Source organism: Duganella sp. CT11-25 (assembly GCF_047302815.1).
In the GTDB taxonomy this organism is placed as follows: domain Bacteria; phylum Pseudomonadota; class Gammaproteobacteria; order Burkholderiales; family Burkholderiaceae_D; genus Rugamonas.
This window is the reverse complement of the sequence record NZ_JBKBFD010000001.1, coordinates 3839526-3853205: the sequence shown is the minus strand read 5'-3', so window position 1 is coordinate 3853205 and position 13680 is coordinate 3839526. Positions and strand designations below refer to the sequence as shown.

14 protein-coding genes are annotated in these 13680 nt (G+C 64.7%); 9 read left to right on the top strand and 5 right to left on the bottom strand.

Going from position 1 to position 13680, the window contains the following annotated elements:
* The first annotated feature begins 1 nt into the window (after window position 1).
* Complete coding sequence (locus ACEN9F_RS16535) at window positions 2-430, top strand: gamma-butyrobetaine hydroxylase-like domain-containing protein (protein ID WP_413421378.1); 429 nt, start codon at window positions 2-4, stop codon at window positions 428-430.
* 3 nt (window positions 431-433) lie between these two features.
* On the opposite strand, the gene ACEN9F_RS16530 is transcribed toward ACEN9F_RS16535, so the two are convergent.
* The 3 genes from ACEN9F_RS16530 to ACEN9F_RS16520 form a co-directional block, all read right to left on the bottom strand.
* On the bottom strand, window positions 434-721 hold the full coding sequence (locus ACEN9F_RS16530; protein WP_413421376.1) for a hypothetical protein: 288 nt from the start codon (window positions 719-721) through the stop codon (window positions 434-436).
* Window positions 722-1175: 454 nt separating this feature from the next.
* Window positions 1176-2090, bottom strand: coding sequence for a sulfonate ABC transporter substrate-binding protein (locus tag ACEN9F_RS16525; RefSeq protein WP_413421374.1), 915 nt, complete (start codon window positions 2088-2090; stop codon window positions 1176-1178).
* Between the two features lie 8 nt (window positions 2091-2098).
* Entirely contained in the window at window positions 2099-3166 is a 1068-nt protein-coding gene (locus tag ACEN9F_RS16520) for a LacI family DNA-binding transcriptional regulator (protein WP_413421372.1), read from the bottom strand.
* 201 nt (window positions 3167-3367) lie between these two features.
* Here ACEN9F_RS16520 and ACEN9F_RS16515 point away from each other — a divergent pair, with 201 nt between their 5' ends.
* From ACEN9F_RS16515 to ACEN9F_RS16480, 8 genes are all read left to right on the top strand, one after another.
* A complete protein-coding gene (locus ACEN9F_RS16515; RefSeq protein WP_413421370.1) occupies window positions 3368-5602 on the top strand; it encodes a TonB-dependent receptor in 2235 nt (744 codons plus the stop codon).
* A gap of 3 nt (window positions 5603-5605) precedes the next feature.
* Window positions 5606-6883, top strand: coding sequence for an LLM class flavin-dependent oxidoreductase (locus ACEN9F_RS16510; protein WP_413421368.1), 1278 nt, complete (start codon window positions 5606-5608; stop codon window positions 6881-6883).
* Window positions 6884-6891: 8 nt separating this feature from the next.
* A complete protein-coding gene (locus tag ACEN9F_RS16505; protein WP_413421366.1) occupies window positions 6892-8163 on the top strand; it encodes an alpha/beta hydrolase family protein in 1272 nt (423 codons plus the stop codon).
* A 64-nt stretch (window positions 8164-8227) separates the two neighbouring features.
* Window positions 8228-8962: a bifunctional demethylmenaquinone methyltransferase/2-methoxy-6-polyprenyl-1,4-benzoquinol methylase UbiE gene (gene ubiE, locus ACEN9F_RS16500; RefSeq protein ID WP_413421365.1), complete on the top strand. Its 735-nt coding sequence runs from the start codon at window positions 8228-8230 to the stop codon at window positions 8960-8962.
* Window positions 8963-8979: 17 nt separating this feature from the next.
* The gene (locus tag ACEN9F_RS16495; RefSeq protein ID WP_413421363.1) at window positions 8980-9900 is read left to right on the top strand and encodes a Tim44 domain-containing protein; all 921 of its coding nucleotides are present in this window, start codon (window positions 8980-8982) and stop codon (window positions 9898-9900) included.
* A gap of 87 nt (window positions 9901-9987) precedes the next feature.
* The gene (locus ACEN9F_RS16490) at window positions 9988-10596 is read left to right on the top strand and encodes an SCP2 domain-containing protein (RefSeq protein WP_413421361.1); all 609 of its coding nucleotides are present in this window, start codon (window positions 9988-9990) and stop codon (window positions 10594-10596) included.
* Complete coding sequence (gene ubiB / locus ACEN9F_RS16485; RefSeq protein WP_413421359.1) at window positions 10597-12165, top strand: ubiquinone biosynthesis regulatory protein kinase UbiB; 1569 nt, start codon at window positions 10597-10599, stop codon at window positions 12163-12165. It abuts the gene before it with no gap.
* 3 nt (window positions 12166-12168) lie between these two features.
* A complete protein-coding gene (locus ACEN9F_RS16480) occupies window positions 12169-12762 on the top strand; it encodes a methyltransferase domain-containing protein (protein ID WP_413421357.1) in 594 nt (197 codons plus the stop codon).
* 6 nt (window positions 12763-12768) lie between these two features.
* Here ACEN9F_RS16480 and ACEN9F_RS16475 read toward each other — a convergent pair whose 3' ends face one another.
* Together ACEN9F_RS16475 and ACEN9F_RS16470 are read right to left on the bottom strand one after the other, a co-directional pair.
* Window positions 12769-13134: a YXWGXW repeat-containing protein gene (locus ACEN9F_RS16475; protein ID WP_413421355.1), complete on the bottom strand. Its 366-nt coding sequence runs from the start codon at window positions 13132-13134 to the stop codon at window positions 12769-12771.
* Window positions 13135-13230: 96 nt separating this feature from the next.
* Window positions 13231-13437, bottom strand: coding sequence for a hypothetical protein (locus tag ACEN9F_RS16470; protein ID WP_413421353.1), 207 nt, complete (start codon window positions 13435-13437; stop codon window positions 13231-13233).
* Window positions 13438-13680 lie beyond the last annotated feature (243 nt).

Below are 13680 nucleotides of genomic sequence, written 5' to 3'. Positions count from 1 at the left end.
AATGAAGCAACCCATCGCACTGACCGTCCACAACAAATCCAAGGTGCTCGACATCGAGTTTGACGACGGTGCCGCGTTCTCGATCCCGTTCGAGCTGCTGCGCGTGTATTCGCCGTCGGCGGAAGTGATGGGCCATGGCCCGGGGCAGGAAGTACTACAGGTCGGCAAGCGCGAAGTCGGCATCGCCGCGATGGACCCGGTCGGCAACTACGCGGTGCAGCCGACCTTCACGGACGGCCACAACACGGGCTTGTTCACCTGGGACTACCTGTACAAGCTGGGTCATGAAAAAGATGCGCTGTGGGCCACCTACATGGACCGCCTGCACGCCTCCGGCTTCGAAGGCGACAGCGGCCGCGCAACCGGCGTCTCGCTGACCGGCCCGTCGACCGGCCACGTCCACGGCCCGGCCTGCGGCCACAAGCACTAATTCTTAGGGCGTGACCTGATCACGAAATGCATAAAGCACCTTCGCGCGGGCTAGTGGCTCCAGTTTTCGTAGGGTGCTGATGCTGATCTTTAATGGTTGGGAGTCTTCCGGTCTTTCAGTCTGCGGGGGCGCGCGGTAAATACCATTGCGTATCCGTTCGAGCCTGTCTTCTCTCATTCGCTGATGATCCCTACGGTTTACCTCTTGCAATTCGTTTATTTCCGCAATGGCATCTGCACTGAGTTCCGGTATCTCCATATCATCTGGAATTTCTATGCCATTCAGTTTCATAGCAGTTCTCCATTAATTCAAAAGGTGTTACTAGTTCAGGTAAAACGAACTCGCCGTCATTTATCAGCAGCCTAAGCAACCTGAGCTTTTGTGCGTTCGCGATATCGACGCAATTCCAAGTGAGCAAAATTTCGCATTTGTTGAATGTGGCTGAAGCGATGTGTCGGGCTGCGCCACCTCCCTTGCCGTTTAGACCGCCTCCTAGGACTAAAAGTTCGGACATACTTTCTAGTCTCTCGTTTTCTGGATGTTCAACAAGGTGTTTTACGCTTCGCAAGCGTTGCATTGCCCGAAGCGGATCTCCGCTCTTGATCTTTGCTGCTGGGTGGATCTGTCAGGTAACAGACGACGGACGTGTCGAGATAGACGGTTGGATGCATGATTGCGCCCTCGCTGGCTGAGCAGCCAGCTTAGGCGGCTCAGCCGGCGAGGCATTAGGCTGGATCAAACGTGATCACTTCGGTTGCCAGGTCCAGACCTTGCTGGCGATGTTGACGGCCTTGGGGATCAGCTTTTGCTGGTAGAACAGGTCGGCCACGCGCTGCTGGTTGGCGGTGATGGCGGGGCTGACCGGCACCGCGCCGTAGCGCGTGCGGCGCTGCCAGGTTTCGACGATGTCCGCCGGCAGGCCCATTTGCGGCGCCAGGATCGCGCTCACTTCCTTCGGATGCGTGTTGGCCCACGCGCCAATCGCCGCCGCCTGCTCCAGCAAAGCCGCCACCAGCTTCGGCGACTGTTCGGCGAACTTGCGCGAGGCGAGGTAGAAGCCGTTCGCCTGCGGCAGCCCGGTGTAGTCGCTCAGCACCCGCACCTGGTATGACTGCTGCGCCGACGCGAAGTACGGGTCCCACACCACCCACGCGTCGATGCTGCCGCTGACGAAGGCCGCCCGCGCATCGGACGGCGACAGGTACACCGGCTGGATGTCGCCGACCTTCAAGCCCGCCTTCCGCAGCGCGGACGCCAGCAGGAAGTGCGAGCCGGAGCCCTTCTGGAAGGCCACGCGCTTGCCCTTCAAATCCGCCACCGCGCGCAGCGGCGAATCCTTGGGCACGAAGATCGCCTCGCTGTTGACCGGCGCCGGCTCGGCGCCCACGTACAGCAGGTCGATGCCCGCCGCCTGCCCGAACACCGGCGGCGGCGCCCCCGTGCTGCCGAAATCGATGCTGCCGGCGTTCAGCGCCTCCAGCATCTGCGGGCCGGCCGGGAACTCGATCCACTTGATCTGCTGGCCCGCAAACGCCTTCTCCAGCGTGCCCTGGTGCTTCAGGAGACCCAGCAAGCCGCTGCTCTTCTGGAAGCCGATCTTGATCTCCGCGGCGTGCGCCAGCAAGGGCAGCGCCAACAATATGCAAAGCCATTTCTTCATCATCGTCCTTACGCGCTCTCGCGCTCTATCAATTCACAGGCCAGCAGGTTCAATCGGGAATCCTGCGCGGACGCGGGCAACACGCCCAGTTGTTCCAGGATGCGCAGCGCGGCGATCTCGCCGATCTCGCGCCCCGGCGGACGTATCGTGGTGAGGCTGGGCAGTAGCAGCGGCGAGAAGGCGTAGTCGCCGAAACCGACGATCGCGCACTGCTCCGGTATCTTCAGCCCCGCGCGCTGCCCCGCCAGCAAGGCGCCGGCGGCCAGGTTGTCGTTGGCGAAGATGATCGCCTCGGCGTTTTTTCCGCGCGCCATGGCCAGCGCTTCGATGGCCTGCTTGCCGGCGTCGAACGGGGCCTGCGCGGTCGGCACGTAGATGCGCGGCTCCAGGCCGTGCTCCTTCATCACCGCCGCATAGCCGTCGCTGCGGTCCACCGCGCTCAAGTCGCCCGCCACGCTGTTTTGCACGAAGGCGATGCGGCGATAGCCCTTGGCATACAGGTAGCGCGCCGCCTGCTCGCCAACCGCGTTGTTGGAGTAGCCGACCTGTATCGGCTTGCGGCGCGGCTGGTAGTCCCAGGTTTCCACTACCGGGATGCCGGCGGTGTTCAAGAGCTTCTCGGTGGCGCGGTTGTGGAAGCGCCCCGTCACCACCAGTGCCGCCGGCTTCCAGCCGAGGAAGGCGCGCACCGCGCTCTCTTCCTGCCTGGCGGAGAAGTAGCTCGACGCCAGCAACAGCTGGTAGCCGTGGCGGTTCAGCGTATCGCTGAAGCTCTGTATCGTGTGGGCGAAGATCGGACCCGAGATATTCGGGATCACCATGCCGACCACGCGCCCGTGCGAGGAGGCCAGTCCGCCCGCCACCAGGTTGGGCACGTAGCCCAATTCCTTGACGGCGGCGGCGATGCGCGCGCTGCGCTTGGCGGCGACGCGACCCGGCTCGGTGAAATAGCGCGACACGGTAATCGATCCGACTTCCGCCAGGCGCGCCACGTCGTGGATGGTCGCGCGGCCCGAGCCACGGCGCTTCCGTGGTGGCGCCGGTGGCGACGCTGGTGGTGCTGTTGATTCGGTCATTTCCGCATATTCCAAAAAAACATATCGATGATTTTTTTAATTCTTTGACTTCAAACCGGCCCGCCACGACACTAAAAAAAGGGTACCGGTACCACTTTTAGTGTAGCAGGCGTCATGTTGAGGACTAAGCAGGTTCTTCGATGATGAAAGAAGGTTTTCTGCATATGGCGCAAGGGGCGCTTCAAAATCAAGGAATCAGGAATGAAGAACAATCATAAAATTTTTGGCGCGCTGACCATCGGCGCTTTGCTGGTCAATACGGCTTATGCGGCAGCGGCGGAGGCCGACGCCGCGCCGATCGCCGATCGCGCCGACAGCGCATCCGTCCCCAGCGTGACGGTCAGCGCCACGCGCCGCGACGCCTCGCTGCAATCGGTGCCGGTCGCCGTCTCCGTGCTGGATGGCGACGCGCTGACGCAAGCCAACCGCACCAGCATCGACACCATCGTCCAGGAAGTGCCGAGCGTGACCTTCCGCCAGCAGGGCGGCAACAAGGACACGACCATCTTTGTCCGTGGTATCGGTACCATCTCCACCTCGCCCGGCGTCGAGCCGACCGTCTCCACCGTGATCGACGGCGTGGTGTATGCGCGTCCCGGCCAGGCCACGCTGGACCTGCTGGACATCGAGCACATTGAAATCCTGCGCGGCCCGCAAGGCACGCTGTTCGGCAAGAACGCCTCGTCCGGCGTGCTGAATGTGATCGGCCGCAAACCGTCGGAACAAACCAGCGGCTTTGTCGACGCTTCCTGGTACGAGGGCAACGAGAAGCGCGTGCGCGCCGGCGTCTCCGGCGCGATCCAGCCAGGCGTGGTGCGCGCGGCGGTGACCGCGCTGTACGCGGACTATGACGGCAACGTCGACAACGTGCACGCCGGCGGCGGCAAGCTGAATGGCTACGAACGCAAAGGCGCCCGGGGCCGCGTCGACATTACCCCGAACAGGGACCTGGACATCACGCTGATCGCCGACTACCTGCGCTCGAACGCGTCGCCGACCTTCACCGCCTACAAATCGACCAGCGCGCCGTTCTCGGCGGCGATCGCGCCGGTGGTGGCCGGCATCGAGAACCGCCAGGTCAACGCCGACATCCCTAGCGATATCCGCGACACCAACTGTGGCCTGTCGGCGCAGGTGGACTGGCGCAACGGCGGCTACACGCTGACCTCCATCACCGCCGTGCGCGACTGGGACAACCGGCAGTACACCAGCACCTCGGCCATCGGCAACGCGGCGGAAGTGGCGCGCATCTCGGCGGCGTATCCGGCCACCCGCGATATCGGCACCGTCGAATTCAGCCAGGCGTCGCAGGAGCTGCGCCTGGCGTCGCCGAAGGACCAGTTTGCGGAGTACGTGGTCGGCGCCTTCTACCTGCATGGCAAGGACCGCGAGACTTACCAGCGCATCGTCAACAACGGCGCGGCGGTCAATTCCGGCCTGGCCAACTACGGCGTCAAGAGCGACAGCTACTCGCTGTTCGGCGAGAGCACGCTGCGCCTGGTGCAAGACTGGCGCGCGATCGCCGGCGCGCGCTGGACCAAGGATGAACTGTCCTATGACCATGTGCGCACCTCGACGCAAGCCGTGGCTTTCGCCGGCGTGCAACCGGGCGTGCAGAACAGCGGTTCGACCAGCGAGGACGGCTACTCCGGCCGTCTTGGCCTGCAATATGATTTGTCGCGCAACGTGAATGCGTATGCGACCTACTCGCGCGGCTACAAGGGGCCGGCCTACAACGTCTTCTTCAACATGCTGAGCCGCGACACCCTGGCGCTCAAGCCTGAGACCTCGGATTCGTTCGAGCTGGGTCTGAAGGCCAGCGCCTTCGACCGCCGCCTGACCGCCAACCTGGCCGTCTTCAATACCAGGTACGAAAACTACCAGGCCAACTTCTACGACACCGTGGCCGGCGCCGTCGTCACGCGCTTGATCAACGCCGGCGATGTCTCGACCAAGGGCGTCGAGCTGGACCTGAATGCGCGCCCGGTGCGTGAACTGACATTGACCGGCAACCTGGCCTACACCGACGCCAGCATCGACAACTTCAACTGCCCGCCGGCCGCAGCCGCGTCCTGCAACCTGAACGGCAAGCCGTTGCCGTTCTCGCCGAAGTGGAAGGCCTTCACCCGCGTCAACTACGCGCTGAACCTGCAGAACGGCTTGATCGTCGATTTCTCGGCGGACTACTCGTACCAGGCCAAGACGCAGTTCGACCTGTTCCAGTCGCCGGATGCGATCCAGGGGGCATATGGCGTCGTCAATGCCGGCATCGCGCTGTCGTCGCCGGTCAGCGGCTGGCGCATCGCGCTGGTCGGCAAGAACCTGGCCAACAAGTCCTACGCCACGAATCTGGTGACATCCACCGGCTACGTGACCCGTGCCGTGCCGCGCGACGACGAGCGCTACTTCGGCATCACCGCCCGCAAGGAATTCTGACGCATGAGCCAAACTGCCCGCCAACTCAGCATCGCCGCCTTCATGATGCGGCACGGCCACCACGTCGCGGCGTGGCGTCATCCGCAGACGGACCTGGCGTCGAACCCGTTCAAGGTGTTCCAGCAGCAGGTCCGCAACGCCGAGCGGGCCTGCCTGGACGCGGTGTTCTTCGCCGACAGCCTGGCGCTGACCGGCGGCGTGCCCTCGCTGGAACCGCTGACGCTGTTGTCGGCGCTGGCCGCGTCGACCGAACGTATCGGCTTGATCGGCACCGCCACCACCACCTACAACGAGCCGTATTCGGTGGCGCGGCAGTTCGCGTCGCTGGACCAGATCTCCGACGGCCGCGCCGGCTGGAACCTGGTCACATCGGACAACGCGGCGGAGGCGGCCAACTTCGGCCGCGACCAGCACGTGGCCCACGCGGCGCGCTATGAAAGGGCGCGTGAATTTCATCAGGTTGTCACAGGACTGTGGGATAGTTGGGACGCCGATGCCTTCATCAACGACAAGGAAGGCGCGCGCCTGTTCGATCCGGCCAGGCTGCACAAGCTGAATCATCGCGGTACGCATTTCGGTGTGGCGGGGCCGCTGAACGTGGCGCGCAGTCCGCAGGGGCGGCCGGTGGTGGTGCAGGCCGGCGGCTCGGAGGTGGGGCGTGACCTGGCGGCGGCGACCGCGGAGGTGGTGTTCACCGCGCAGCCGACGCTGGCCAAGGCGCAGGATTTTTACCGCGACATCAAGCGCCGTGTCGTGGCGCAGGGTCGCGCGCCGGCGTCGCTGAAGATCATGCCGGGATTGTTCGCGGTGGTGGGGCGCACGCAGGCCGAGGCGGACGGGAAGTTCGCGCGGCTGCAAGCGCTGATCGAGCCCAAGGCCGGACTGGCGCTGCTGGGCCGCATGATCGGCAATTTCGATCTGTCGGCGTATCCGCTGGATGGCCCCTTGCCGGAGCTGCCGCAAACGCAGGATGGCCAGCGCAGCCGCCAGCAGCTGCTGACGGACCTGGCGCAGGGCGGGAACCTGACGATACGCCAGCTGTACGAGCGCATCGCCGGCGGGCGCGGCCACTTCACCGTGGTCGGCACGGCGGAGGCGGTGGCGGATCAGATGCAGACGTGGTTTGAGCAGGAGGCGGCGGATGGCTTTAATTTCATGGCGCCGTCGCTGCCTGGTGGATTGGATGATTTTCTGACGCTGGTGGTGCCCGAGTTGCAGCGGCGCGGCTTGTTCCGCACCGCTTACCAGGGCAGCACGTTGCGGGAGCATTTGGGCTTATAGGAGCAGGGATGAAGGCAGCGATCGCGGTGTTGGTGTTGAGTGTGGCGGCCTGGTCCGCACAGGCGCAGGAGTACTTCGGCGACGCGCGTCCCGATGCGCCGGAGCTGGCCGCGCGCGGCCCCTTGCCGGTCGGCGTGCGTACGCTGGTGGCGGAGCACGCGGACCAGCTGGACCTCCTGCATGCCAGCGAGGCCACACCGAATCCGCGCTACGCCCGCAAGCTGACGCTGGAAGTCTGGTATCCGGCGCGGCTGGCGGCCGGCCAAAAGGAGCATACGGTTTATACCGATGTGCTGGGATCCGGCCCGAACGATCCGCAGCGGCCCAATACGCCGTTCCAGTTCAACGGCCGCGCCGCGCGCGACGCCGCCGCTGCGACGGGGCGTTATCCGCTGGTGATCGTCTCGCACGGCTATCCCGGTTCGCGCCTGCAAATGAGCTACCTGACCGAGAACCTGGCCTCCAAGGGCTATATCGTGGTCGCCATCGACCATCCCGAATCCACCCGCGCCGACAAGGCCGGCTTCGCCAGCACGCTGCTGAACCGCCGGCTGGACGATTTGTTCGTGCTGGATACCGTGGCGGCATGGGGCGGCAAAGGCAGCGGCAACTTCCTGGCCGGCGTGGTGGATGCGGACAACACGGCATTGATCGGCTACTCGATGGGCGGCTACGGCGCGCTGAACACGGTCGGCGCCGGCGTCAGCCCGGTGGCGGCGGCCTACGTCCCCGGCGGCAAGCTGGCGGTCAATCAGCAGGGGAACGCGGAATACGAGGCGCGCCGCGACGCGCGCATCAAGGCGGTGGTGGCGTTCGCGCCTTGGGGCGGCGCGCACAAGGTGTGGGACGAGGCGGGCCTGGCCGGCGTGCGCACGCCGACGCTGTTCATCAGCGGCGACCAGGACGACGTGGCCGGCTACCAGGACGGCGTGCTGCGCCTGTTCCAGGGCGCGGTGCACGCCGACCGCTACCTGCTGACCTATGTCGGCGGCCGCCACAATTCCGCGCCGAATCCGCCGTCGCCGGCCATGTGGAGCAACTTTGACGATTTCCTGTCCTATTCGGAGCCGGTCTGGGACAGCCGCCGCATCAACAACATCAACCAGCATTTCGTCACGGCCTTCCTGGGCATACACCTGAAACAGCAGCCGTTCCAGCCCTACCTGGAGTTGCCGCCGCTGGCCGCCGACGGCACCATCAAACCCGACCCGGGCCTGTGGAAGGGCTTCCGTCCGCGCGCCGCGCTGGGCCTCGAATGGCGCCATCTGCCGGCCCAATAGCCGATTCAGGGGAAAAATGCCCCTACGCTTGTATAATGCAGGTAAATTAACCGGCCTGCATAACATGACCAATACCACTCATTTCGGCTACAAGACGGTCGCGGAAGACGAAAAAGTCCGCGAAGTCGCCAAGGTTTTCCATTCTGTCGCCGCCAAGTACGACATCATGAACGACGTCATGTCGGCCGGCCTGCACCGTATCTGGAAGACGTTCACCATCGCCCACGCGGGCGTGCGGCCCGGCTTCAAGTGCCTGGACATCGCCGGCGGCACGGGCGACCTGGCCAAGGTGTTTGCCAGGCAGGCCGGCCCGAGCGGCGAGGTCTGGCTGACCGATATCAACGAGTCGATGCTGCGCGTCGGCCGCGACCGCCTCTTGAATCGCGGCCTGCTGACCCCCACCTTACTGTGCGACGCGGAAAAACTGCCGTTCCCGGACAACTATTTCGACCGCGTCAGCGTCGCTTTCGGCCTGCGCAACATGACGCACAAGGACCTGGCGCTGGCGGAAATGCGCCGCGTGTTGAAGCCGGGCGGCAAGCTGCTGGTGCTGGAATTCTCGAAAGTGGCCGCGCCATTGCAAAAACCATACGATATTTATTCGTTCAAGGTGTTGCCATGGATGGGCCAGAAGATTGCCGGCGATGCCGAAAGCTATCGCTACCTGGCCGAATCGATCCGCATGCATCCGGACCAGGACACGCTGAAGACCATGATGGAAGAAGCCGGCCTGGAGCGCGTAACGTATTACAACCTGACGGCAGGTGTGGCCGCTTTACACACCGGTATCAAACTGTAATTACTGTAGGAATGACCATGAACATGAAAAAAATCCTGATCGGCGCCCTGTTGGCCGTCTCCGCCTTCTCGATGCTGGCGGAAGCGACCGCCCGTCCCATGGGCGGCGGCCGTTCGATCGGACGCCAGTCGCAGAACGTCAGCCGCATGCCGCCGGCCGCCGCGCCGCAGCAAGCGCCGCGCCAGGCCGCTCCTGCGCCGGCCCCGGCCGCGCCGGCGGCGATTCCGCCTAAACCGGCCAGCCCGTGGAAAGGCATCCTGGGCGGTGCGCTGCTGGGCCTGGGCCTGGGCGCCCTGTTCTCGCACTTCGGCCTGGGCGGCGCGCTGGGCGGCATGTTCGGTTCGCTGATCATGCTGGCTCTGCTGGCCGGCGTGGTGTACTTCATCGTGCGCCTGATCCGCAGCAAGTCGCAGCCCGCTGCGGCGGCCCCGGCTGCCTTCGGCGGCAGCCAGAACGTCTACTCGATGCCGCAAAGCGGCGGCGCGACGCCGGAAATCGGCTCGCGCCTGCAGCCTGAGCCGGTGCAGCAAGCCGCCGCGCCGGTCGCGCACACCCCTTGGGGCGTGCCAGCCGACTTCGACGCGCCGTCCTTCCTGCGCGTGGCAAAGGGCAATTTCATCCGCCTGCAAGCGGCCTGGGACAAGGGCGATGTCGCCGATATCCGCGAATTCACCACCCCCGAAGTGTTTGCCGAGTTGAAGATGCAAATCACCGAGCGCGGCGGCCAGGCCGACTTCACCGACGTCGTCAGCATCGACGCCGAGCTGCTGGGCATTGAAACCAGCGGCAACGAGTACCTGGCCAGCGTCAAGTTCGCCGGCATGATCAAACCGGCGCCGGACGCGCTGGCAGAGCCGTTCAACGAAGTGTGGAACCTGTCCAAGCCGGTGTCCGGCGCCACCGGCTGGATGCTTGCCGGTATTCAACAACTGGCGTAATCCCCGGGAAATCCCGGCAAGCTGGTAAGATCAAGACCGCCCGTATTTCCGGGCGGTTTTGTTTTGCGGTCTAGATATGGTTAAGGAATGATGTCACCGAACCCAAGCAACTTCTCCGCGGCGCCGGCCAGCGCCGCCATCAACCACTTGCTGGCGCAGGAGCCGTGGGCGCGCCAGCAGTTGCAGCGCCACGCCGGCAAGGTCGCCTGCATCGACGCCGGCGCGGTCGCGCTGCGCCTGCGCGTGACGGCCGACGGCATGGTCGAGGCGGCGCCGGCAGAAGAGCCGGCCCGCGTCACCATCCGCGTCAAATTGTCCGACCTGCCGCTGATCGCGCAAAACCGCGAACGCGCCTTTTCCTACGTGCAGATCGAGGGCGACGCCGAATTCGCCAACGCCATCTCCGCCCTGAGCCAGTCGCTGCGCTGGGAAGCCGAGCACGACCTCGACAAGGTGGTCGGCCCGATCGCCGCCGTGCGCCTGGTGTCGGGTGCCAAAGCGGCGTTTGCCGCCGCCAGGAACGGCCACCAGAAGCTGGCCGAAAACGTCGCCGAATTCCTGCTCGATGAAAAGCAGTTGCTGGTGCGGCCGCAAGCCGTGGCGGAATTCTCGGCCGACGTGGTGCGTCTGCGCGACGATGTCGAGCGCACCGCCAAGCGCCTGGCCAAACTGGAACAAAAATTGGGATCCCCATAAATGATGTTGAAATTCTTACGCCTGCTGAAAATCCTGCGGGTATCGGTGCAGTATGGCCTCGATGAAATCGCCATGTCCGGCTTGAAGAAGCCGCGCATCGCCAAGCTGGTCGACACGGTGTTCTTCTGGCGCGACATTTCGGCGCCGCGCGGCGAGCGCCTGCGCATGGCGCTGGAAGAGCTGGGGCCGATCTTCGTCAAGTTCGGCCAGGTGCTGTCGACCCGCCGCGACCTGATCCCGGCCGACCTGGTGGAGGAGCTGTCGCGCCTGCAGGACCGCGTGCCGCCGTTCGATTCCGACCTGGCGATCGCGCAGATCCGCAAATCGCTGGGCGCGCATCCGGACCAGCTGTTCGCCAGCTTCGAGCGCACGCCGGTGGCCTCGGCCTCGATCGCGCAGGTGCACTTCGCCACGCTCAAGGATGGCAAGCAGGTGGCGGTCAAGGTGCTGCGTCCGGGCATGAAGAAATCCATCGACGAGGACGTGGCGCTGATGCATATCGCCGCCGAGTGGATCGGCCGCGTGTGGGCCGACAGCAAGCGCCTGAAGCCGAAGGAAGTGGTCGCCGAGTTCGACAAATACCTGCACGACGAACTGGACCTGATGCGCGAGGCGGCCAACGCCAGCCAGCTGCGCCGCAACTTCGCCGACTCCAAGCTGCTGCTGGTGCCGGAGATGTACTGGGATTACTGCTCCAACAGCGTGATCGTGATGGAGCGCATGCACGGCATTCCGGTGTCGCAGATCGACCGCCTGGAGGCGGCCGGCGTCGACTTGAAAAAACTGTCCAGCGACGGCGTCGAGATCTTCTTCACGCAAGTGTTCCGCGACGGCTTCTTCCACGCCGATATGCACCCGGGGAATATCCTGGTGTCGATCGACCCGGCCACCTTCGGCCGCTACATCGCGCTGGACTTCGGCATCGTCGGCACGCTGAACGACTTCGACAAGGATTACCTGTCGCAGAACTTCCTGGCCTTCTTCCGCCGCGACTACAAGCGCGTGGCCGAGGCCCACATCGAGTCCGGCTGGGCGCCCAAGGAAACCCGCGTCGACGAACTGGAATCGGCGGTGCGCGCCTGCTGCGAGCCGATCTTCGACCGTCCGCTGAAGGACATCTCGTTCGGCCAGATCCTGCTGCGCCTGTTCCAGACCTCGCGCCGCTTCAACGTCGAGGTGCAGCCGCAGCTGGTGCTGCTGCAAAAGACGCTGCTCAATATCGAAGGCCTGGGCCGCCAGCTCGATCCCGACCTGGACCTGTGGAAGACCGCCAAGCCCTACCTGGAAAACTGGATGTCCGAGCAGGTCGGCTGGCAGGGCATGTGGCAGCGCCTGAAGGCCGAGGCGCCGCGCTACGCCCACATCTTCCCGCAGCTGCCGCGCCTGCTGCACCGCGCGCTGGAGCAGCAGGGCGAGCGGCCGCAGGATAATACCGAGCTGATCAAGGTGCTGATCCACGAACAGCAGCGCACCAACCGCATGCTGAGCCTGGTGGTGTACTTCGCCTGCGCGTTCGGCCTCGGCGTGGCGGGCTTCCAGCTGTACCTGCGCTGGCACCACCTGCTCTAGACCATGGCCGACTTCCAGCAGCGCGATCCGATGTCGCCGGCGTTCTGGGACGAGCGCTTCGAGCGCCGCTTCACGCCGTGGGACAAGGGCGGCGTGCCGCAGGCGCTGCGCGAGTTCGCCGCCGCCAATGCGCCGATGACGACGCTGATCCCCGGCTGCGGTTCGGCCTATGAGCTGGCCTTGCTGGCCGACGCGGGATGGGATGCGACGGCGATCGATTTCTCGCCGGCGGCGGTGGCGCTGGGCAAGGCGGCGGCCGGCGCGCATGCGGCGCGCGTGGTCGAGGCGGATTTCTTCGCCTGGCAGCCGCGACAGCCGCTGCAGTTGATTTACGAGCGCGCCTTTCTGTGCGCGCTGCCGCGCGCCATGTGGCCGCAGGTGGCGGCGCGCTGGGCGCAGCTGTTGGCGCCGGGCGCGTTGCTGGCCGGTTATTTCTTTTTTGACGAGGCGCCCAAGGGGCCGCCGTTCGGCATCGCCCGCGCGCAGCTCGATGCGCTGCTGCGGGCGGATTTCGACTGCATCGCCGATGACGCCGTCAGCGACTCGATCCCGGTGTTTGCCGGCAAGGAGCGCTGGATGATCTGGCGCCGCCGCTGACCCGGCTTAATCGCGGCGCGGATTGTTCGGATGGTCGTCGCGGCCGTTCGGCACGCCGTCATGGTCGCGGTCGCCGCGCGCCCAGCTGCCGCGCGTCATTTCCCAGTGGCCGTTGCGTTCGTTCCAGGCCGGCTGATGGTAGACATAGCCGCGGCGTTCGCGTTCCCAATGGCCTTTGGTCCAGACGTGGTGATTGCGTTTCCAGTCCCAGTAGCCGGGCACCCACACGTAGCCGCGCCGCGGATGCGGCGCCGCTTCGTCGCGCGGCGGCGGCGGGGCGGTCTGCACCACGATGACGGCGGCCGACACCGGCAGCGTCACGGTAGCGGCGGAAGCGGCGATGGCGGCGGCAAGCAATAGTTTTTTGATCATGATGAACTCCTTGTAAGGTGTGTGATGACCGTTATAAGGAGTTCTTGCCGCCGCTTCTGTGCGGGCGCACGCATAAGCCCGCCGAACGCCTGGATGTCAGAGCAGGTAGGCGAGCATCTGTTGCTGGTCGCGCGCCTGGCGGCGCTTGTAGGCGTGCAGGCCGACAAACAGCGCCATGCACAGCACGATGGTGCGGCGGTGCAGCGGCTCATCCGGCGAGCTGGCGGTCAGTTTGTTGTTGGCGGCGAAAGCGGGGGCGGCCAGGCAGGCGGCCAGGAGGCCGGCGTAGAGGTATTTTTTCATGATATTTCCCAAGGAATCAAAGAGATGGTGCGTCGTAAGTCCGGGACGGCAGACGAGGCGGCGATTCAGGGATTGGGAAATCTACGCTTGTTAAACAGTATTTAATCATGCACTACAACAATTTGCGAATAGTTTTTTCTAATCAAATCGATTGACGTCGCAGCGGCCCAACGGGCTTGTCCTTAGGAAACAGGCAGGTGGGCGGTAAAAAGCTTTATAATTCAGGGTTTTGATGATTTTTGC